We start from the raw sequence: 20549 nt of genomic DNA on the forward strand, positions 1-20549 counted from the left end.
GGGGCCGCAATCCATTGAAAAGGAGCGCAACTATGAAAAAACCTCTGGCCCTCATCATCATGGACGGCTTTGGCATCAACGGCAACGATTACGGCAACGCCATCAAAGCCGCCAAGACCCCCAACCTGGACAAGATCTTCTCCACCTACCCCACCACCGAGATTGGCGCCTCCGGCATGGACGTGGGCCTGCCGGACGGACAGATGGGCAACAGCGAGGTGGGACACACCAACATCGGCGCCGGGCGGATCGTCTACCAGGAGCTGACCCGGATCACCAAGTCTATCGCCGACGGCGACTTCTTTGAAAACGAGGCCCTGGTGGGCGCCATGGACAACTGCCTGCAAAACGGCAGCGCCCTGCACGTGATGGGGCTCCTCTCAGACGGCGGGGTCCACAGCCACAATGAACACCTCTACGCCATCATCAAGCTGGCCAAGAAGAAGGGGCTCAAAGAGGTCTGGGTCCACTGCTTCATGGACGGGCGGGACGTGCCCCCCTCCTCCGGCGCCGACTACGTGAAGGCCTTGAACGAAAAACTGCGGGAAATCGGCGTGGGCAAGATCGCCACCATCATGGGCCGCTACTACGCCATGGACCGCGACAACCGCTGGGAGCGGGTGGAGAAGGCCTATCAGGCCATGGTGGACGCCAAGGGGGTCACCGCCGACGCCCTGGAAGTGATGCCCAACTCCTATAAGGACGAGGTGACCGACGAGTTCGTGATGCCCGCTGTCTGCACCGGTTACACCGGGATGAACGCCGGCGACTCGGTGATCTTCTTCAACTTCCGTCCCGACCGGGCGCGGGAGATTACCCGCACCCTGGTAGACGAGAAGTTTGACGGCTTTACCCGCGCCAAGGGCTGCTTCCCCCTCTACTACGTCTGCATGACCCAGTACGATGCCACCATGCCCGGGGTCCATGTGGCCTTTAAGCCCCAGTCTCTGGCCAATACCTTTGGCGAGTACATCTCCCAGAAGGGGCTGACCCAGCTGCGGATCGCCGAGACCGAGAAATACGCCCATGTCACCTTCTTCTTCAACGGCGGGGTGGAAAAGGTCTGTGAAGGGGAGGACCGGGCCCTGATCAACTCCCCCAAGGTCGCCACCTACGACCTGCAGCCCGAGATGAGCGAGCCGGAGGTCACCAAAGAGGCCCTGGCCCGGATCGCCTCGGACAAGTACGACGTGATCATCCTCAACTACGCCAACTGCGATATGGTCGGCCACACCGGCGTCTTTGACGCGGCTGTCCAGGCGGTCGAGGCGGTGGACGACGGCGTGGGCCAGCTGGTGGACGCCATCCTGCAAAAGGGCGGCGCGGTGCTGCTGACTGCCGATCACGGCAATGCCGACAAGCTCTACGACACCGACGGGTCCCCCTTCACCGCCCACACCACCAACCCGGTGCCCTTTGCGGTGATCGGGTGCGGCGACTGCAAGCTGCGGAAGGGTGGCCGCTTGGCGGACATCGCCCCCACCATGCTAAAGATCCTGGAGCTGCCCCAGCCCGAAGAGATGACCGGGGAGAGCATCATCTTATAAAAATCCTTCTCTTCCCACAAGATATCTCTGTAAATGCCAAAAAGCGCTGGACGTTGTCCAGCGCTTTTCCTTTTTCAGGTCATTCGGAAGACTTTTTAGAGCGACGGTGTTGCAAATCGCGCCAGAGCCCTATCCCCGCTCCTTTAAGTCGTTGAAATTCTGCTGTACGCCAAAAGACGAGCAGATTGATGGCATTTGGTACAACCAAACAGACAGCCGCATCTGCAACAATGGTAAGCATTGCCCCCATTGCGGGCAGATGACTACAGATGAACTGAGTGAGTAAAAGAGAAAACAGGGCGACCGCAGCATAGACACAATAGCGAAGATAGTAGTTTTTGACCCCTGTATCAAAAACATTTTTATGGATGATATATGGCTGTGTCCAGAAGGGGACCAAGAACATACTGACCAGATTGGCAACCAAAACGCCGTTAATGCCCAACGGTTTGACCAAAATCAAGGCCAGCCCCAGGTTAATCGCTGTTTCTATGAGTGGGAAGTATTGATCCGGCTGATAGATCCCCGCACTCGTTCGGACCAAATTGACTGCTTGGCGCATGCCGCCAATGTAAAAATACAGCGTAATCAGTGAAACTGTTGCAATGGGAAAGAGGCTGTCGTTTCCCATCCACAGCTTCATAAACGGCACACAGATAACAAAAAAAGAGATGGAGAAGAAGGAATAAATCAAGTAGTTAAAGAAATAGAGAACTTTAAAATTCTCATAGGCCTTTTCCCTTGTTGAAGTGGACATCAAATTCCCAAAGCTTGCGACAATTCCATTAAACACCTGATTGGTGATATTATTGAGACCGTTGACGATCAACATATAGTTGGAATAGATGCCCGCAGAAATCAAATCTACTCCCCTCGCGATAATCATGCTTGATGTCGAGGTGAGACTAAACGCCCCAATCTTGTGGAAAAGCAGTGCCTTAATATTGCGGAAAAGGCCCTTTTTCTCTTTTTCCGGCAGGTCATCTTTGATTTTCGTATCAATATATCCATATTGCTTTTTGTACTGCCAACTGATAAATATATTCTCCAAAGCTGTACAAAAAATGCGAACTAGCAGATACCCAAGATAAGAGTGTAGGCCCATCAATACAGCAATTTGCAGCACACAAGAAATCATCTGGCCAACTGTATGGGCAATGTTATTCACATAGTTGCGCTGGTCTGCCGTGAACATCGCGCGTTTTTGTGCAAAGAGGTAGGAGGCCAAAACCTCTAATACATACATGAAGAAGACCAGACTAAGCCAGTTCCGCGAATAATCTTCCTTTACAAGACTAGGAACAAAAAAGGCCGCTATAAAGCCGCAGGACAAAACAATCGTGGCTATAATACTATACGCCTTTTTGTAAAAGTTGAGCAGGATCGCGATTTTTCGAGTGTCTCCATCCGCAATGGGTTGATAGAGTTTGTAGACGATTCCCGTCCCAATACCCAACTCTACAATTCCCAACAGAGAGACAACATTTAGAAAGACCCCTTCAATGCCAACAATCTCCTGGCCCAAAATCCGCTTGAAAACACCCCTGATGATAAAGGAGTTGAGCATCAAAAATATATAGGAAAAACAGCTCACCAGTATGTTGTTCAGCGATTTTTTAGTGCGCATTCCTGCCACCTCGTCTTCCTTTTTTCAGTCGACCTTTTCCAGGAGCCGCAATCCGTTCAGATAGAGAGATGCCACCGCCAGTTGGTTGCGCCGAAGCAGATTTGCCAGCAGCTTTGACCTCCTTCGCACAGATATCTCTCCTCTGCCCACTGCCCAAAACAGTTCTTGCGCCCCAGGATCCTGTGCCCATTCCGCAAGAACATCCCTTTTCTGCTGCTTTGGTGCAGGACTGTTGGCATAATAGCCGACAATATCCGCAAGCAGGGCAGAGGCACTGACTTCTCGGACAGCGGAACTTATATAGGTTGCTCCAAATACCTCCTGTAGGAAGTCAGTCGTTTCTTTGTAAAGCACCAACTCCCAGTCTACCCGGCTCTCCTGATAGCGCTTGGTAAGAGAGCCCGGCTGTTCGGCCACATAAAAATATGGGCAATCTGTGATGACCTCTATTTTACAACTTTTTTTGAGATAGGCCAAGTTAAAGAGGAGATCTTCTCCCAGTGATATCCCCTGAGAAAAGGAAGCAACCAAGGCGCGCCGATACAACTTGTTCCAGGGAGGGTTGATGAGAAAGGCAGAATAGAGCTTTTCAAATTGTTTTTGGAAGTCGATCGGTCCGCTACAAAATGACGGTATCGGTGAAACTTCGTCTATCTGTCTTCCCACCACTCGTTGATATCCACAAAGAGCCATATCTGCTCCATTTTTTGCAATTGCCTCTAATAAAAGCTGACACATTTGGGGGTGCAGCCAATCATCGCAATCTACAAACTGTAAATACTCTCCCGTTGCCACTTCAATGCCTTTGTTTCGGGCACTGGAAACACCTCCATTTGGCTTGTGGATAACTTGAATACGGCTGTCTGTTGCTGCCAACTGGTCGCAAATTGGTCCGCTTCCATCAGTTGACCCGTCATCTACCAATATCACCTCAAGGGCCGAGTAGCACTGCCCAATGACGCTGTGCACGCATCGTTCCAGACTCTGACGTGCATTGTAGACCGGAATCACAACGCTAATGACTTGATCTGCCATATTACTCCCCCCGCTGTAGCTGCTGCGGCCTGCCCCTCATCTTTTCTTCCAGCCAGTCAGCTATACGACAGGTGAGCGGTGCTTTTTCATTTTTTCGTTCTTCTCTCTGTACACCTCTCAGCATAAAGAAATCAGAATATCCTAGAAATATCCAGAACAGGCAGGTCCCCAAGGTGTTGGCGAAGAAAACTTCCGAAAGAAAGACTGCCGATACCGCCACGGCCAGACAAATCAGCAAACAGTAGGTTGATTCTCGATAGTATCTTCTGCTTTTCCAACCCGTGCCGAAATAGTAGTAAACAATGATCTTTATGCGGTCCCCGATAAAGCCCAAGGCAAATAAAGTACCGAAGATGCCTGTACTGACCAATACTTCTAAATATCCATTGTGCAGGATATAATTTTTCTCTACAATAAAAGTATCTGGCAAATGATCCTTGGCGTAGTCCAATGTATTGCGAGGAGAAGTGCCGACAACTGGGGTCGTTTTGAAAACATCAAATCCACTTCCCCAAATCTTAAACCGCATGTTGGAAATGTCTTCGTTGTCCACTACATCGCTGCGGTCAAGGGTCACCGGGGAGAAATGTCCTCCCATTGCTCCCACCAAATCGGGGACGTGCTCCACTCCGGCCTTTGTCAGCTCCATTGTTCCAAGCAGAAGAACAGCAGAAACAATTGCCCCTACAACAGCAATTCCTTCGCAGGCCCAACGGCGCACCATTTTCCCTTGTAGCCATGGTCGCAAGGAGAGGAACACGCCAGCGGCCATCACAACAATAGCTGCCACCATTCCTGTCCTGGAACCAGAAAGCACCAAGTAAACAAATTGCACCAACACATTGATAAGCAAAATGCCTTTTACTGTCTTGTGAGCGGTTTTCTTAAAATAAAATACCGAAAGAACGATCGATATAATGGAGAGGATCGCCGCATAGTTGGGATCCTTAAAAAGCCCCCACAGCCGGTTGTCGTAAAAGCCCTGGCGGATTTTCAGAATGCCCCCATCTACATACCCGATTTGAAAGACAAACATTGCCACTCCAATGGAAGTCAGAAGAAACCATATCAGCAAAAATACCCGGGCAAGTAAAAAAATTTCTTCTTCCACATCTCTGCGCTTTCGCTCTTTCCCAGTCGCATAGAGCAAAAACATCTGAATAGCTGTCCAAACAAGTGTTTTAAGGTTATCAAACAAACCATATCCGGAATTGATTAGGCTGGACAAAAGTCCAACGACAAGCAGGCAAAAGAGCCAGGTATTCCCCCTCATTTGAAACAGACGCCGATGGTAGAGCAAGTCAAAAAGTAGCAAAAAAGCTCCCCCCATAGCAATAAGGGAAAAAGCCAAGCTGTCTACTGAACTAGGCAACGCCAGTGACAGGGGCACACACATCCGAAAAAGCAAAAAGGATAACAGTATGACCAAATACCACTTTCTGCACATTTGAAAAGACCACTTTGTCTTTGTCATTCTCATCCCACCTTCTCTCTATTGAGCACAAACTGAATCGATAATTATGCTCCACTTCTCCATGACCTTTTCCCTTTGAAAAAGGTATAGACTCTCTTCACACTTTTCTGAAAATGCTCTCCGCAAAGATATACTTTCCATTAATTGAGCCAGTCGTTTGCTCATCCCCTCTACATCCCCCACCGGGACCAGATAGCCGTCTACACCGTCGCGAACGATCTCCCTCGGCCCGGTCGCACAGTCGAAACTGACGATGGGAAGGCCGTTTGCCTTTGCCTCCAGCAAAACCATGGGCAGGCCCTCGTGATAGGAGGTGAGAACAACGGCGGCATATTGGGGGTAGATCTCCTCCATCGACTTGACCGCCCCTTTTAAGAGCAACTGCTTCTCCAACCCCTGAGCCCTGATTTTTTCCTGTACGGTGGAGAATTCTTCCCCATCGCCATAGATGTGCCACTGCCAGTCAGGGTGGTCGGTCAGCACCCGCTTGGCCACATCCACTAAAAGAGGGTACCCTTTCACCGGGTCAAATCGCCCTACAGAGAGCAGCTTCTTCGACGTCGCGTCATAGGGCTTTTTCCCTTTCAGCCAGGCGGGGTCAATACAGTTGTAGTTGTAGTCGACCCGCTCTTCCCCCAGGTGAAACTTTTTGCGATAGGCCGCCTGATCTTGCTTGGTGAGGGTCACTATCTTATCGGCAAAACGCGCCGACAACCACTGGTTGAGATGGCCGAACCAACCGTAATAGCTGTTTTGCAGATTGGAGTGCTCGCAGCAGATGGTCTTGACCTTTGTCCCCGCAGCTGCCGCCAGCAAATAGGCATTGGTATTGACTCCGACCGAGAGGGCCACGTCAATTTTTTGTTCTTTCAAATAGCGGTGCAGGGGGGAGATGGTCTTGGTCAAAGCCTCCCGCACGCGGGCATTGTGATCCAAAATTTGAAAGCAGTGCACCCGCTCGTCAAATGGGAAGTAGGGGGGTGTCCGCAGGGAATTCCACAGCCCCACCACATGGACACAGTAGTCTTCACAGAGGGCGTTGGCCATGACAGAGAGGATTTTTTCTCTCCCGCCGAAGATCGACAAATCATCTTTTACCAGGCAGATGGATTTCATTTGGGAACACACGCCTCCTCATCCCTGTGCCGTCTGGCGGCGTTTCTTTGCAATCTGTCGCAAAAACAGTCGGGGAGCGACGGCAATCATCAAATAGGCGATCTTCTGATTGCGGGAATTGTAAGGATTTTTCAGGATGGAAAGGAGATTCTTGCGCACCTGGCCGGCGATTTCTCCCACCTCCCGGCGGTAGTCGCCCCAATGCGCAGGGTCAACTTGCGAAATGCGCTCCAGCACCTGCTTTTTTGCCCACCAAAGGCGAAACTGCCCCACCGCTTCCAGCGCGGGAAAGTTCTCCCGTATCAACCGCAGATTGTGCTCGTGCGCGGCAACCACATCATATACCTTTGGCTGAAAGGCGCCGATGGTGATGCTGTCCTGGCGCCGCTGATAGAGATATTTTGGTGCGGTATCCACCACCACTCTGTCTGTCCGAATCAGCAAATCCACAATGACAAAGGCGTCCTCATAAAGCCGCCCGACCGGATAGCGGACTTCGTCAAACAGGGCGCGTTTGTACAATTTGTTGACGGCAAAAAGCCCCACACTCCGCCCGGAGAGAAGGTATTCCACCGCCTCCGCCGCTGTGTAGAGAAAATGTCCTTGCTGAATATCCTGCGGCACCTTGACGTCTCCATAGCAGTCGTAGAGACCGCAGATTGCCATATCGGCCTTGCCCTGAACAAGATTTTGCAGAAGGCTCTCGTACATGTCCGGGGCAATCTCGTCGTCGCTGTCCACAAAGCCCAGGTATTCTCCCCGGGCGGCGTCGATCCCCGCGTTGCGCGCATCGCTCAAGCCGCCGTTTTTTTTGTGGATCACCCGCACCCGCCGGTCTCCCTGCGCGTAGGCATCGCACATCTGCCCGCAGCGGTCGGGCGAGCCGTCATCCACCAAAATCAGTTCAAAGTCGGAAAAAGTTTGGTTGAGAATGGACTGCACACACCGGTCCAAATAGGCCTCCACCTTGTAGACGGGCACGATGATGCTGATGGTGGGGGTAGCCTCTTCCATTGGCAAACGCTCCTTTCCCCTGGACGTTTTTTTTACATCCTCCACTCGAACACCGTTTTAAAGGGGGTGTTCAGGTCGGTGCGAAAGACCCGCTCGATGTCTCCCATCTGGCAGACCGGGTCGTCGATGCTGATGATGCGGTTGAGGCGGTTTTGCACAGCGGGGTCGCCCATCAGGCGGATGGCCTCGACAAAGTCCTCCCGCCCGGAGCGACTGCTGCCGGCCAGGGTGAGCCCCTTTTCCAGCACGTCGCGGGTGTTGATGGCCACCTTGTTCTCGCTGACACCCAGCAGGATGACCGTCCCCTGGGGCTCGATGGTGCGGATGATGTCGTCGATGGCGTAGTAGCTGCCCTCGCCCCCCGCGCACTCAAAGGCGTGGTCCACCGAGAAGCCCTGCGGCAGGTCGTCGGCGAAGTGGGTGGCCCCCACAAAGGAGAACATGGACAGCTTGTGGGCGTTCTTCCCCACCACGTGCAGTTCGATTTGAGGGAAGAGGGAGCGGAGGGTGCAGGCCAACACAAAGGCCATGCTGCCGTCCCCCCAGATGCCGACGCGGTCCCGACGGGCGTGGGCCAGCCGGTCAAACCGCCGGGCCGCCTGGACGGTGACGCTGACAAACTCGGTGATGGCGGCAATGTGGTCGGGCACCCCGTCGCAGGAGACCAGCCGGTCCGCCGGCAGGTCGATATACTCCCGCATAAAGCCGTCGTACCCGCTGGAGAGGAACCGGCTGTCCCGCCGGTAGTTTTCAGAGATGATGGGGTCGGGGCTCTGGGGGCTGTTGGGGATGGCCACCACCCGCGCCCCCGGCGCAAAGGTTCCGGTGGGGTCCTGCAACACCCGCCCGCAGCACTCGTGGATCAGGGCCATGGGCAGCTTTTTGCGGAGCACGTCCTGGCTGCGCTGCCCCAGAAAATACCGCTGATCGGCATGGCAGAGGGCCATGAATTGGGGGCGGAGGATCACCTTGTCCGCCAGGTCGGTGGAGGCATACTCGATGGAGAACACCCCCGGGCTGACCAGCTGGTAGATGTGGTTAATCAACGACCTGTCCCCCCACCATGGCCTGGGCGATCTTGTAGTCGCTGACCGTGGTGATCTTCAGGTTGGAGACATCCCCCTCCACCAGCCGCACTGGGGTCTGGCGCACCACGCAGATCTTGCAGGCGTCGGTGAGGATTGCCTTCTCCTCCTCGTCGAGGCTCTGGTAGAGCCTTTTGAGCAGGGAGATGCGGAAGCTCTGGGGGGTCTGCCCCTGGTACATCAGCCGCCGGTCGGGGATCTGGGAGATGGTCTCGCCGTTTTCGGAGACGACGATGGTGTCCACCGCGGAGACCACCGTGTCGCAGGCGCCAAAGGCGCGGGCGGCCTCGATGTTCTCTTCGAGGATGCGCAGGGTGACAAAGGGGCGAACGGCGTCGTGGGTGACGATGAGGTGGTCGTCCGACTGACCCCAGTCCGCCTCGATTTTGTCGACGATGTTGAAGATGGTGCTGTTGCGGTCCCCCCCGCCGGGAACCAGGGTGACCCGCTCTTTCTGGGGCACCTGGCGCTCCAACAGGTCCTGCATGTGTCCCACCCAGTCGGGGTGGACCCCCACGTAGACCCGGTCCATCTTGTCGCAGAGGAGGAATTTCTCCAGGGTGTGCAGGATGATGGGCTTGTCCCCCAGGGGGAGAAACTGCTTGGGCATGTCCGCAATGTTCATCCGGGAGCCGGTGCCGCCGGCCAAAATCGCGCCAAAAATCATGATTCAATCCTCCGTGCAGTAGTAAATTCCCTTGTACTGCTGGTAGCCGTGCTCCAAATCGCAGAAGAGGCAGTCGTGGTGGGCCACCTGTTTCTCTTTGGGGGGCAGCTGCATGTAGTCGCCAAAGGCGATCGTCAGGTACTGGTCATACCCCACCGGCAGGGGCATGGGGTGCCCCTCAAACGCCCGGTAGACGGCGCTGTCAAAGGCCGCCCGGGGATACTCGTTTTGCATGTAGTGGGGACCGGCGCAGAGCTCGGTGATCTTTTCACACTGGGCGATGGGGTACTGGGTCATCTTCCGCTCGGCCAGCTTCCAGAGTTTGTAGCGAAGCCCTTTAAAGGGAACACAGGTCAGGGCGACCCTCGCCAGCGCCGCCACCTTCTTGCCGTGGTTGGTGGGCACCTGCTGGGCGCAGTAGAGGGAGTAGAGCAGGGCCCAAAACTTCTGCCGCTTGCGCTTCCCCGGGTCGCTGGGACAGCCGTCCAGGGGGAGGATGTCCAGCACCACCCCGTGGGGGATGTCCATCTGCTTTTGGTAGGGTTTGATATAGGTGGTCTCGTTGTCCTTGATGGTGATGAAGAGATTGCCGTCCACCCGCTCCCGGGTGGGATAGCAGATGCTGTACCGGCAGGTGTCGGCCTTCTGGGGCCAGACTTCCTTGAGCCGCTCGTAGTCGGGGCGGGGCATAAAGACGTCCACGTCGTCGTCCCAGGGGATGAACCCCTGGTGGCGCAGCGCCCCAATGCAGCAGCCGCCGCAGAAGTAAAAGAGCAGCCCGTTTTCATCGCATATTTTTTTGAAGTAGAGGGCCATCTCCAACCCCTTTAGCTGGAGTTCCCGCAATTTTTCCGGGGTAAAGGTATAGCTTTCGCCCATCCTCTCGCCTTCCTCTCTATATTGGCCGCCTCAAATCCCCTCTAGACCGGCTGAAAAGTCTTGCCGGCGAACTGAAAGATCCCCTGCAAAAAGCCGAGTCCATAAGAGATGTGGAGGATGAAGTGCACCCACATCAGCCGCAACTTGTTGACAAAGCCCTTCACCCGCTTGTTGGAGAAGGAAAAGTAGATGTCCAGCAACAGATAGAGGCCCATCACCCCGCCAAAAACCCAGCGGGCCGGCGAGAAGAAGAGGGAGAGGAGCCCGAACACGGCGATAAACAGCACAAAGCTGATGGGTACCAGATGGGAGAGACGGGCGGGTTTTTTGTGCTTTTTGATGACCGCCACCTTCCAGACGCCGTACTCGTAGTACTGCTTGAAGACCTTGCGGTAGCTGTCGCGGGGGTAGTAGCGGCTCTTGATAGCGGGGGTCATGTACACCTTGCCCCCGTGGGCGTGCAGCCGCATATTGAACTCGTCGTCCTCGCTACGGGGGAAATCCTCGTCGTAGAGGCCCAGGTCGAGGATGGTCTGGCGCTTGTAGGCGCCGAGAAAAACGGTGTCCACATAGCCCTCGTAGTCCGCAATGTGAAATTTCCCTCCGCCCAGGGCAAAGGGGGAGTGGTAGGCGGCCGCCACCACCTTCTGCACCGCGTTTTTGCCGCAGGCGATCATCGGGCCGCCCACGTTGTCGGCACCGGTCTTTTTGAGGGTGGCGATGGACTGGGAGATGTAGTCGTCGGCATATTCCGAGTGGGCGTCCAGGCGGACGATATACTCCCCCACAGCGGCGCGGATGCCGATGTTGAGGGCCAACTGCACCGTCCTGCCCGGATTGTGCAGGCAGTGGATAAAGGGGTACTTCTCCTGGTACTGGGCGATGATGGCGGTGGTCTTGTCCTCCGAGTCGCCATCAACAAACAAGACTTCCATCCGCTCACGGGGGAAGTCCTGCTTCAGAATAGACTCTATGCAGGGGCCGATATAGGCCTCCTCATTTAAGATGGGGACGACCACAGAAACCTCAATGGCAGGGTCTGCCTGAGATCCTGTCTCTCTCTGCTCGATCAGGTCTGTCATGGTTTTCCTCCACAAACTGTCTTTTTACACGAAAAAGGGCAAATTTATTTATCAATTATACTCTAAGCCCCCCTCAAATTCAATAGGACAGGCCCGCTTTCCCCTCTGGATGCCCGTTTATTCAGGGTTTCTTCACATTTTAAGCGGCTGGACAAACCGCCCTCCGACCACTATAATATAGGCAGTTTTCCATCTGCCAAAACCGGATGAAAGGGAAAGAAGGGCATCTTATGAAACTGCTGATCACCGGCGGCGCCGGTTACATTGGGAGCCACACCTGCGTGGAACTGCTGAATGCGGGACACGAGGTGGTGATCCTGGACAACCTCTGCAACTCCAGCCCCAAGGTGGTGGAGCGTATACAGGAGATCACCGGCAAACCGGTGACATTCTGCCAGGTCGACTTGCTGGACTACGCCGCCACCGAAGCGGTCTTTCGCGCCCACCAGTTCGACGGGGTCATCCACTTCGCCGGGCTCAAGGCGGTGGGGGAGTCGGTGGAGAAACCGCTGGAATACTACCACAACAACCTGACCGGCACCCTGCACCTGCTCAAGCTGATGCAAAAGTACCAGGTCTTTACCCTGGTGTTCTCCTCCTCCGCCACGGTGTACGGCTCGCCGGCCACCGTCCCCATCACCGAGGACTTCCCCCTCTCGGTGACCAACCCCTACGGCGCCACCAAGTTGATGACCGAGGAAATTCTGCGGGACCTCTACCGGGCCGATCCCCGCTTCTCCCTGGTGATCCTCCGCTACTTCAACCCCATCGGCGCCCACGAGAGCGGCCGCATCGGGGAAAACCCCAAGGGCATTCCCAACAACCTGATCCCCTACATCACCCAGGTGGCGGTGGGCAAACTGCAGTACCTGAACGTGTACGGGGAGAACTACCCCACGGTGGACGGCACCGGGGTGCGCGACTACATCCACGTGGTGGACCTGGCCAAGGGCCACATCAAGGCGGTGGAGAAGCTGGCGGGCAAGGCCGGGGTGCACATCTACAACCTGGGCACCGGCAACGGCTATTCGGTGCTGCAGGTGGTGGACGCCTTTGAAAAGGCCAGCGGCCAGAAGGTCCCCTACAAAATCGCCCCGCCCCGGGCCGGCGACATCGCCGAGTGCTGGGCCGACGCCTCCAAGGCCAAGGCCGAGCTGGGGTGGGAGGCGGAGTACGACATCCAGCGGATGTGCGTCGACTCCTGGCGGTGGCAGAGCCAAAACCCCAACGGCTACGATGACTAGACAAAAAAGCTGCTGCAAAAGGGCCTCTTTGGGGCCCTTTTGCTTTTTGCACAAAAAACAGGCAGAAGGATTGTTCAATAAAAATATTGATTTTCGTGTAGTCAAATTATATATTATAGGTAAGAAAAGGGTTTCGTACCAAACCTCCTTTGGTTGTATACCAAAACAGATAATAGGTGAGGAAATTCGCGTACCATGGCCCTTCAAAACGGAGCCTTATCCACCGTTCAAGGCAAATGTGCAGTGCGCACAGGAGGTATTGTCCAATGGGTAGGTTTCAAATCTGAAAGACAGGCAACCCCAGTTGATTTCAAACTCCGCCCATAGCTTGTCTTTGCAAACAGATGGAAAAAGGAGTTTGCAGGTGTGCGTAAGAAAGAGCGGGACCGCCGTTTGGAACTGCTCAGGGCCATCCCCCAAAGGGGTGGTCAAGTTTGGCAGCCTGATTTCTGAAATCGGACGAATTGGAAAAGAGGGCCCCGTACGGGGCCCTCTTTTTTTGTCCCCTCTCTCCCCCTTCGCCCCGCCCGCCGCGATTGCGCAACAGGGCGGGCAGGGGGTATAATGAGCCCAAGGGGGGGAAGGGCTGTGAACGAACTGTTTGTCGCCGAGGTGGCGCTGGACCGGGCCGCCCTGCGGCAGGTGGGCGGCTATCTGACCGACCTGCCCTGCCTGCGGGAGCTGGGGGCGCTGGCCTTTCACCGCCCGGTCACCTATTTTGTGGGGGAGAATGGGACCGGAAAGTCCACCCTATTAGAGGGGCTGGCCGTGGCCCTGGGCCTCAACCCGGAAGGGGGCGGGCGCAACTTTCACTTTGCCTCTAAAGAGACTCACTCCCCCCTGCACCGCTGTCTGACGGTGACCAAAGGCCCCTACCGCCCCCAAACCAGCTACTTTCTGCGGGCAGAGAGCTTTTACAACCTGGCCTCCGAGGTGGACCGGTTAGAGGAGATCGGGGCCCCCGGCCTCTTTGACAGCTACGGGGGCCGCTCCCTGCACAGCCAGTCCCACGGCGAGGCCTTTCTCTCCCTGGTGCTGGGCCGCTTTCCCCCGCGCGGGCTCTACCTTCTCGACGAGCCGGAGGCAGCTCTCTCCCCCTCCCGGCAGCTGGCCCTCTTGCGGCAGATCCACCTGCTGGCGGAAGGGGGCAGCCAGTTCATCATTGCCACCCACTCCCCCATCCTGATGGCTCTGCCCGGCGCCGCCATTCTCTCCTTTGAGGAGGGGGGCGCCATCCGCCCCACGGCCTATCGGGAGACCAGCCACTACCAGGTCACCCGCGCCTTTTTGGAGGCGCCGGAGCGGATGCTGCGGGAACTGCTGGACGGGGAGTGACCCCACCCAAAACACAAGGAGGAACACGCGATGGAAAAATTGGAAATGCTGGAAGCCATTCTCGACAGCTACCCCTACCGGGTGGTGTTTGTGGACTGCGACCACGTCATCCGCTACCTGAACCGGGCCGCCAAATACCACTACTACCAGGTGCGGGGGTACCGGGACCTGATCGGCCGCTCCCTGTTTGACTGCCACCAGGAGCTCTCGCGGGAGCGCATCGAGGCGGCAGTGGAAAAATTGCGCCGCCACGGCAACGAAATCTACCTGGGGGTGACCCCGGACAACCAGCGCTACTACATCAACCCGGTGCGAAACGAGGAGGGGGAGCTGCTGGGGTACTTCGAGCGCTTTGAGCTGAACTTGCAGAAATAGCGCGCCGCACTGCCGCCGGGTGCGGCGGGACGGTGCCTTTGTCAGAGAGGAGAAGACCCTGTGAAAAAACATCTGATCGCCCTGTTGTGTCTCACCCTGGCCCTTTTGATGACCGGCTGTGGGGAAAAGAGCGAGGCCTTTTCTTTCCCCGACGAGGGAAGGGAGTACATCGACACGGCAGAGTTGCCCCGCGTCTATGCCGACCCGGTCGGCTACCGGGGGAAATACGTCAAGCTGGTCGGCCGCGCCATCAGCACGTTGGAGCGCCATACCGGCGAATCGTCCTTTCTCTTTATCCCCGAAGGGCGCAGTTCCCCCATTGCCGTCCACTCCGCCGACTCCTCCCTGTAGATAGAGGAGGGGGACATCCTCCTGGTTGACGGGAAGTTTTGGTCCACCAAAAACACCGGCACCGACCTGCCCCACCTCGCGGCGGCCGGTCTGACCCACTCCACCTACAAAGACGCCATCCGCCCCACCCTCAAAGAAATCGACCCCGCCCTCACCCAGACACAGGAGGGCTGTTCGGTCACCGTCGAGAAGATCGAATTTGCAGAAGAGGAGACGCGGCTCTACCTGCGCATTCAAAACACGGGCCGGGCCAGCATCTCCTACCAGGCCGGGTACTTGGCGCAGGACGGGGCCCAGTACGCCGAAACATACAACGCCGAGGCCCGTTACGAGGTCCTTCCCGATGACATTTTGCCCGGCGTCACCGCCACCGGGGCAGTGGTTTTTCCCGCTCTGAAGGGCCCTGGAGCACTGCAGATCCATCTTCAGATCCTGTCTGAGGACCACGCCGTAGACTTCGAGCCCTTTGTCTTCTCCCTTTCCTGACAAAACTGCAAAAAACCATCCCCGGCAGAAGGTTCTGCCGGGGATGGTTTTTTTGTAAATGGGGGTCACTCCCCTTCCTTGAGGGCACGCAGTTCCTCCGCCGCCTCCCGGTAGGCCTCTTCCAGGGCGGCTTTTTTCTCCAGCGGCGCGGCGGAAATCTCCACCGCCAACTGGCTCAACCGCATCTCCAGCACCGTTTTGCGCAGGGCGGCGCTCTGTCCTGCCCTGCGGGCTGGCCTCTCCTGCTGACGGCGCCAGTCGGCCAGCCCGCCCGCAAAGGCGGTGAGGCCGCCCTCGCTGACACAGAGCAGCCGGTCGGCCACCCCTTCCACAAACGCCTCGTCGTGGCTGACCAGCAGCAGGGTCCCGGTATAGCCCTGGAGCAGGGATTGCAGGGCCTCCACCGCTGGGAGGTCCAGATAGTTGGTGGGCTCGTCCAGAAAGAGGAGGTTGCAGCCGCCCACCAACAGCTTGCAGAGGGCGACCTTCATCCGCTCCCCGCCGCTGAGCACCGCCAGGGGCTTGTTGACCGCCTCCCCCCGAAAGAGGAGCCGCCCCAGCACCGTGCGCACCAGGGTGGGGGACTGGAGGGCCCCTTCAAGGGCGTTTTCGAGGACGGTGCGCCCCTCGTCCAGCTGTTCAAACCCCTGGCGCAGAAACCCCAGTTTGGCCTGGGGAGAAAGGCGGCACTCGCCGGCCAGAGGAGCCATCTCCCCCGCCAGGGTGCACAGCAGGGTGGTCTTGCCCGCCCCGTTGGGGCCGATGAGGGCGGTTTTGCTGCCGGTCGGAAGGGTGAAGGCAGCCCCCTCAAAGAGGGGGACACCGGCGTATCCCACCGCCAGATCCGCGGCGGTGAGGGCGGTGCGGGCCCGCAGGGGGGCCGGGTCGATGCGCAGGGCGATACCGTCTGCCTCAAAGGGCTTTTCCACCCGGTCCATCCGCTCGATGCGCCCCTCCAACACCTTTTTACGGCGGGCGATCTTGGCCGACTTCTGGGTGGCCTCCCGCTTGTGGAGGCGGGCCTCGGAATTGCCCATCCGGCTGGGGGCCTTCCTCACGCCGTCGGCCCGGCGGGAGACCTGGCGGGCGGCGGCCAGCAGTCGGGCCCGCTCGCCGGTGTACTCCGCCCACTGCTGCTGGGCCCGCTCCTCCTCCTGGGCCCGCTGGCGGCGGTAGGCGGCGTAGTTGCCGGGATAGACCCCCACCCGGCCGTCCCGCACCTCCCAAATGGTGTCGCAGAGGGCGTCCAGCAGGGCCCTGTCGTGGCTGACCAGCAGCAGCGACCCCACCTCTGCCAGCCGCCGGCGGATTTCCGCCTGCCCCCGCTCGTCCAGGTTGGCGGTGGGCTCGTCGCAGAGGAGGAGGGGGGCGCCCTCCTCCAGGACGGCGGCCAGCTTAACGCGGGTCTCCTCGCCGCCGCTACGGCCTGCCTGGCGGGCCAGGGGCCCCGCCCCCAGGGCGGCCAGCGGGCCGGCCATCTGCGCGGGGTCGGCCGCCTCCAACTGCCGGCAGTAGGCCAGGGGGCAGCGCCGCTCCACCCGGCCGGACTCCGGCTGGCGGACACCGGCGATGAGGTCGAGGAGGGTGGTCTTGCCACACCCGTTCTCCCCCACGATCCCGATGTGGTCCCCCGCCAAAACCGTCAGTTCGGGGATGTCGAGAAGCCGCCGCTCCCCGATAAAATAGGCCAGCCCGCAAATCGAGACCAGCACGTTTCGTTCAGACAAATGAAAAACCTCCCTTGCAGGGTCACCTGCAAGGGAGGAAAAAGACAGAGGGCGCGCGAAAAAAGGGGGACTTGCCTCCACCGCACACCGTGCTGTTTTCCCCTTTGCCGCGCAGGTGACCAAACGGCCCCCATTGAGAGAGGGCGTTTTGTCCGTTTTCAGTGGTTGCGCACAAAGGTCAAAACAGTCTCATTCGCGGTGTGGTTACCTCGCCTTTCTTCGTTTCTACGAATACGAGTATACCAGACATCTCCCCGGGTTGCAAGGGGAGAAAAAGGGCGGGCCCCGGCGCCATTCTGCCGGGGCCCGCCCTCGATGTCAGCGGTTTAAATTGGTCAGGCTGTTGACGATCAGGTCGATGAAGCGGGGGCGGTCCACATCTTCGCCCATCTTGGTGTTGGGGGGGAAGTGGCGGTCCTCGGTGTGCTTGTAGGTGATGACCGTCTTGCCCTCGGTGAGGATGCCGCGGGTCTCCACATCCACGTGGACATCCACCGTCTGCACCACCGATTCGTCCATCACGTAGGCTGCGGTCACCGCATCGCAGAGGATGCCGCCGGGGCGGCCGTTCTTCTCGGCGTAGCCGACCCGCTCGCCGATGAGCGCGGCCGCCACCTCCGCCACCGGGCCGCCGGCGGCGCGGATGCGCGCCAAATCGTCGGCGGTGACATAGGCTTTAAAGCAGATGTCCAGCCCCATCATCGCCATGGGGATGCCGCTGGCAAAGACGATCTTGGCGGCGTGGGGGTCGGCCCAGATGTTGAACTCGGCCGCGGCCGTCCAGTTGCCCAGGCCCTTGGCCCCGCCCATGATGGAGATGCGCTTGACATAGTCTTTTAAGTTGGGGTATTTCAGCAGGGCATTGGCCACGTTGGTCAGGGGGCCGATGGCCACGATCTCCAGTTCGCCCTTGCAGGCCACCGCCTGCTGGTAGATGAAGTCCCAGGCGTACTGGTCCTCCACCTGCTTGTGGGGCTCCGGCAGGGTGACCGAGCCCAAACCGCCCGCGCCGTGGACGTTGCCGGCGGTGCGCTCCCCGCAGAAGAGGGACTGGCTGGCCCCTTTGAGGACGGGGATGTCCTCCCTGCCGGTGAGCTCGCACAGCTGCAGGGCGTTTTTCTCGCAGAAGGACAGGGGCTTGTTGCCGCAGACCGGGGTGATCCCCTTGATGTCAAAGCGCTCGTCCCCCAGCAGCATAAACAGGCAGATGGCGTCGTCGGTGCCCGGGTCGCAGTCCAGGATAATGGGGCGTTTGTTCTGTTCCATTCTCTTCTCTCCTCCCTTTCTCAGGCGTTTTTCAGCAGTTCGCGCACCGCGTCCACATAGCCCTGGCGGTCCACGTCCAGCACCACGGTGTGGATGTGGGGGCGGTCGGTCTGGTGCAGCCCGGTGCGGGCGTCACAGACGCTCATCCCGTCGCAGAGGTCGGAGGCGCACTCGATCTGGATGTCCGCTTTGACGGTGGTGAAGAGCTCGGGCTTCAACAGGTAGATCACCGGCACCGTGTCGAAGATGAGGGTGCGCTCGCCGGGGAACTCGCCCCAGCCGTCGTTCAGGGAGTGGTGGGTGATGCTGTAAAACGCCTTGGCACAGGGGTTGTCAAAGCCCTTCCAACTGTCGTTGTCGGCGGGGGTGATATAGGCATTCGTGCAGACGTCCAGCCCGCACATGGCCACCGGCAGCCCAAAGGAGAAGACGGCCTGGGCCGCCTCGGGGTCGGCGTAGAAGTTGAGTTCCGCCGCGCCGGTGGTGTTGCCGAAATACATGCCGCCGCCCATGAGGACGATCTCCTCCACCTTCTCCCGCACCAAGTCGGGGTGTTGGAGCATCAGCTTGGCGATGTTGGTGAGGGGGGCCAGGGGGATGAGGGTCACCTTCTCCTCGCTGGAGCGGAGCACGTCCACCATGAACTCGACGGCGGACTTCTCCTGCAGGGGGCCCACCTCCTCGCTCAAATCGGGGATGGGCAGCCGGTGCCCTTCGGGGTTGCCGACCCAGCGCTGGCGGACCAGGGGGTTTTGCGAGCCCCGGGCCACCGGGATGTCGGTCTTCAGGTAGCGCACCAGCTCCAGGGTGTTCTGGGTGGTGTTCTCGATGGGCTGGTTGCCCATACAGGTGGTGATGCCCAGCACCTCCAGCTCGGGGCTGGCGACGGCCAGGGCGACCGCGCAGGCGTCATCTCCGCCGGTATCGCAGTCAAATAACACTTTCTTGCTCATTGTGCAGACTCCTCCATTTCTTGGTATATGGCCTTACCAAATCATTATACTTTAGAATCAGGGGCGCGTACAGGGGATGGGGGCGTAGAAGATGCGCCGAAAAAAACAGCCAAAACGCACAAAAGCCGGCGGTCAGATTCTCCGGCCGGAGGGACGGGCGTTTTACAAATTGTCCATCTATTGCTCACATAGACGGGATATACTAACAGCAGATGAAAGGGGTGCGCGCGATGAAAACACTGTACATTGTAACCGGCGCCTACGGCCACCTGGGCAACGTGGTGGTGCGGTTGCTGGCCAAACGGGGCGAGTGGGTGCGGGGGCTGGCCCTGCCGGGCGACCCGGCTGTCTCCCTGCCCGATGGGGTCGAGGTGATCCGCGGCGACGTCTGTTGCCCGGCCAGCCTCCACCCCCTCTTTGAGACCGAGGAGCCCTGCCGCCGGGTGGTGATCCACGCGGCGGGGATCGTGAGCATCGCCTCCAAGTACCAGCAGAAGGTGTGGGACGTCAACGTGGGCGGCACCGCCAACCTGCTGGCTTTCTGCCGCCAGTACGGGGTGGAGAAGATGGTCTATGTCAGCTCGGTCCACGCCATCCCCGAGCGGCCGGAGGGGCAGGTGGTGGTGGAGACCGACCACTTCGACCCCGACTTGGTGGAGGGGCTCTACGCCAAGACCAAGGCGGAGGCCACCGCCCTGGTGCTGGAAGCCGCCAAGGACGGGCTGCCCGCGGTGGTGGTGCAGCCCTCGGGCATCGTGGGGCCCTGGGACTTTGGCCACGGCCACCTGAACGCCCTGGTGGCCGACTGCGCCCGCGGCAAGCTGCTGGCCGGCGTGGAGGGCGGCTATGACTTTGTGGACGTGCGGGACGTGGCCGCCGGGGTGGTCGCCGCCGCCGACAGGGGCCGGGTGGGGGAGTGCTACATCCTCGCCAACCGCTATTTCACCGTGCAGGAGTTTTTGGAGCGCTGCCACCTGGCCACCGGCTGCAAACCCATCCGCCACACCCTGCCCCTCTGGTTTGCCCGGGCCACCGCCCCCCTGTCGGAAATCTACTACAAGATCCGCAAGGCCCCGCCCCTCTACACCCGTTACTCCCTCTACACGCTGGAGACAAACGCCGTCTTCTCCTGGCAGAAGGCAGCCGACGAACTGGGCTACCGCCCCCGCCCCATGGAGGAGACCCTGCGGGACACCGTTCACTTTATGCGGGTACAGGGCCGCTTTTGACAGCCATCCACAAAAGGCCGCCGGTTTTTGACCGGCGGCCTTTTTGCGCGCGTTTTG

General features: G+C 58.4%; 18 protein-coding genes. 6 read left to right on the forward strand and 12 right to left on the reverse strand.

The window, feature by feature from the left end:
- Window positions 1-32 precede the first annotated feature (32 nt).
- Entirely contained in the window at window positions 33-1547 is a 1515-nt protein-coding gene (gpmI, locus tag GT748_RS11970) for a 2,3-bisphosphoglycerate-independent phosphoglycerate mutase (protein ID WP_021659720.1), read from the forward strand.
- Between the two features lie 79 nt (window positions 1548-1626).
- On the opposite strand, the gene GT748_RS11975 is transcribed toward gpmI, so the two are convergent.
- From GT748_RS11975 to GT748_RS12015, 9 genes are read right to left on the reverse strand one after another with little or no spacing between them, the layout of a single operon-like run.
- The gene (locus GT748_RS11975) at window positions 1627-3174 is read right to left on the reverse strand and encodes a lipopolysaccharide biosynthesis protein (protein ID WP_021659721.1); all 1548 of its coding nucleotides are present in this window, start codon (window positions 3172-3174) and stop codon (window positions 1627-1629) included.
- Between the two features lie 24 nt (window positions 3175-3198).
- On the reverse strand, window positions 3199-4209 hold the full coding sequence (locus GT748_RS11980) for a glycosyltransferase family 2 protein (RefSeq protein WP_073261063.1): 1011 nt from the start codon (window positions 4207-4209) through the stop codon (window positions 3199-3201).
- A 1-nt stretch (window position 4210) separates the two neighbouring features.
- On the reverse strand, window positions 4211-5683 hold the full coding sequence (locus tag GT748_RS11985) for an O-antigen ligase family protein (protein WP_044992714.1): 1473 nt from the start codon (window positions 5681-5683) through the stop codon (window positions 4211-4213).
- 18 nt (window positions 5684-5701) lie between these two features.
- Complete coding sequence (locus tag GT748_RS11990) at window positions 5702-6799, reverse strand: glycosyltransferase family 4 protein (RefSeq protein ID WP_021659725.1); 1098 nt, start codon at window positions 6797-6799, stop codon at window positions 5702-5704.
- 18 nt (window positions 6800-6817) lie between these two features.
- Entirely contained in the window at window positions 6818-7813 is a 996-nt protein-coding gene (locus tag GT748_RS11995) for a glycosyltransferase family 2 protein (RefSeq protein WP_021659726.1), read from the reverse strand.
- Window positions 7814-7845: 32 nt separating this feature from the next.
- Entirely contained in the window at window positions 7846-8859 is a 1014-nt protein-coding gene (locus tag GT748_RS12000; RefSeq protein WP_021659727.1) for a ribitol-5-phosphate dehydrogenase, read from the reverse strand.
- Entirely contained in the window at window positions 8852-9565 is a 714-nt protein-coding gene (locus GT748_RS12005) for an IspD/TarI family cytidylyltransferase (protein ID WP_021659728.1), read from the reverse strand. The genes GT748_RS12000 and GT748_RS12005 overlap by 8 nt, the downstream gene beginning before the upstream one ends.
- Window positions 9566-9568: 3 nt before the next feature.
- Window positions 9569-10444, reverse strand: a complete 876-nt coding sequence (locus GT748_RS12010; protein WP_021659729.1) for a LicD family protein — start codon at window positions 10442-10444, stop codon at window positions 9569-9571.
- 41 nt (window positions 10445-10485) lie between these two features.
- On the reverse strand, window positions 10486-11526 hold the full coding sequence (locus GT748_RS12015) for a glycosyltransferase family 2 protein (RefSeq protein WP_021659730.1): 1041 nt from the start codon (window positions 11524-11526) through the stop codon (window positions 10486-10488).
- A gap of 230 nt (window positions 11527-11756) precedes the next feature.
- On the opposite strand from GT748_RS12015, the gene galE reads away from it, so the two are divergent.
- From galE to GT748_RS12035, 4 genes are all read left to right on the forward strand, one after another.
- A complete protein-coding gene (gene galE / locus GT748_RS12020) occupies window positions 11757-12770 on the forward strand; it encodes a UDP-glucose 4-epimerase GalE (protein ID WP_044992716.1) in 1014 nt (337 codons plus the stop codon).
- A gap of 564 nt (window positions 12771-13334) precedes the next feature.
- On the forward strand, window positions 13335-14105 hold the full coding sequence (locus GT748_RS12025) for an AAA family ATPase (protein ID WP_021659735.1): 771 nt from the start codon (window positions 13335-13337) through the stop codon (window positions 14103-14105).
- Between the two features lie 30 nt (window positions 14106-14135).
- Window positions 14136-14480: a PAS domain-containing protein gene (locus tag GT748_RS12030; RefSeq protein WP_021659736.1), complete on the forward strand. Its 345-nt coding sequence runs from the start codon at window positions 14136-14138 to the stop codon at window positions 14478-14480.
- Window positions 14481-14540: 60 nt separating this feature from the next.
- The gene (locus GT748_RS12035; RefSeq protein ID WP_161213571.1) at window positions 14541-14831 is read left to right on the forward strand and encodes a hypothetical protein; all 291 of its coding nucleotides are present in this window, start codon (window positions 14541-14543) and stop codon (window positions 14829-14831) included.
- A gap of 551 nt (window positions 14832-15382) precedes the next feature.
- Here GT748_RS12035 and abc-f read toward each other — a convergent pair.
- The 3 genes from abc-f to GT748_RS12050 all read right to left on the reverse strand — a co-directional run bounded on the left by abc-f (window position 15383) and on the right by GT748_RS12050 (window position 19263).
- Window positions 15383-17044 (reverse strand): ribosomal protection-like ABC-F family protein, encoded by a 1662-nt coding sequence (gene abc-f / locus GT748_RS12040; protein ID WP_143161588.1) that lies wholly within the window; start codon window positions 17042-17044, stop codon window positions 15383-15385.
- Window positions 17045-17362: 318 nt separating this feature from the next.
- Window positions 17363-18310 (reverse strand): nucleoside hydrolase, encoded by a 948-nt coding sequence (locus GT748_RS12045; RefSeq protein WP_021660219.1) that lies wholly within the window; start codon window positions 18308-18310, stop codon window positions 17363-17365.
- Between the two features lie 20 nt (window positions 18311-18330).
- Window positions 18331-19263 (reverse strand): nucleoside hydrolase, encoded by a 933-nt coding sequence (locus GT748_RS12050; RefSeq protein WP_021660220.1) that lies wholly within the window; start codon window positions 19261-19263, stop codon window positions 18331-18333.
- A 230-nt stretch (window positions 19264-19493) separates the two neighbouring features.
- Between GT748_RS12050 and GT748_RS12055 the strand changes: the two genes are divergently transcribed.
- Window positions 19494-20492, forward strand: coding sequence for an NAD-dependent epimerase/dehydratase family protein (locus tag GT748_RS12055; protein WP_044992961.1), 999 nt, complete (start codon window positions 19494-19496; stop codon window positions 20490-20492).
- The last annotated feature ends 57 nt before the right edge of the window (window positions 20493-20549 follow it).

Source organism: Bittarella massiliensis (ex Durand et al. 2017) (assembly GCF_009876955.1).
Lineage (GTDB): Bacteria > Bacillota > Clostridia > Oscillospirales > Ruminococcaceae > Bittarella > Bittarella massiliensis.

Bases quoted from the DNA above. Each gene is read 5' to 3' on its own strand.
- gpmI (WP_021659720.1), top strand. From the start codon at position 33: ATGAAAAAACCTCTGGCCCTCATCATCATGGACGGCTTTGGCATCAAC.
- GT748_RS11975 (WP_021659721.1), bottom strand. From the start codon at position 3,174: ATGCGCACTAAAAAATCGCTGAACAACATACTGGTGAGCTGTTTTTCC.
- GT748_RS11980 (WP_073261063.1), bottom strand. From the start codon at position 4,209: ATGGCAGATCAAGTCATTAGCGTTGTGATTCCGGTCTACAATGCACGT.
- GT748_RS11985 (WP_044992714.1), bottom strand. From the start codon at position 5,683: ATGACAAAGACAAAGTGGTCTTTTCAAATGTGCAGAAAGTGGTATTTG.
- GT748_RS11990 (WP_021659725.1), bottom strand. From the start codon at position 6,799: ATGAAATCCATCTGCCTGGTAAAAGATGATTTGTCGATCTTCGGCGGG.
- GT748_RS11995 (WP_021659726.1), bottom strand. From the start codon at position 7,813: ATGGAAGAGGCTACCCCCACCATCAGCATCATCGTGCCCGTCTACAAG.
- GT748_RS12005 (WP_021659728.1), bottom strand. From the start codon at position 9,565: ATGATTTTTGGCGCGATTTTGGCCGGCGGCACCGGCTCCCGGATGAAC.
- GT748_RS12010 (WP_021659729.1), bottom strand. From the start codon at position 10,444: ATGGGCGAAAGCTATACCTTTACCCCGGAAAAATTGCGGGAACTCCAG.
- GT748_RS12015 (WP_021659730.1), bottom strand. From the start codon at position 11,526: ATGACAGACCTGATCGAGCAGAGAGAGACAGGATCTCAGGCAGACCCT.
- galE (WP_044992716.1), top strand. From the start codon at position 11,757: ATGAAACTGCTGATCACCGGCGGCGCCGGTTACATTGGGAGCCACACC.
- GT748_RS12025 (WP_021659735.1), top strand. From the start codon at position 13,335: ATGAGCCCAAGGGGGGGAAGGGCTGTGAACGAACTGTTTGTCGCCGAG.
- GT748_RS12030 (WP_021659736.1), top strand. From the start codon at position 14,136: ATGGAAAAATTGGAAATGCTGGAAGCCATTCTCGACAGCTACCCCTAC.
- GT748_RS12045 (WP_021660219.1), bottom strand. From the start codon at position 18,310: ATGGAACAGAACAAACGCCCCATTATCCTGGACTGCGACCCGGGCACC.
- GT748_RS12050 (WP_021660220.1), bottom strand. From the start codon at position 19,263: ATGAGCAAGAAAGTGTTATTTGACTGCGATACCGGCGGAGATGACGCC.
- GT748_RS12055 (WP_044992961.1), top strand. From the start codon at position 19,494: ATGAAAACACTGTACATTGTAACCGGCGCCTACGGCCACCTGGGCAAC.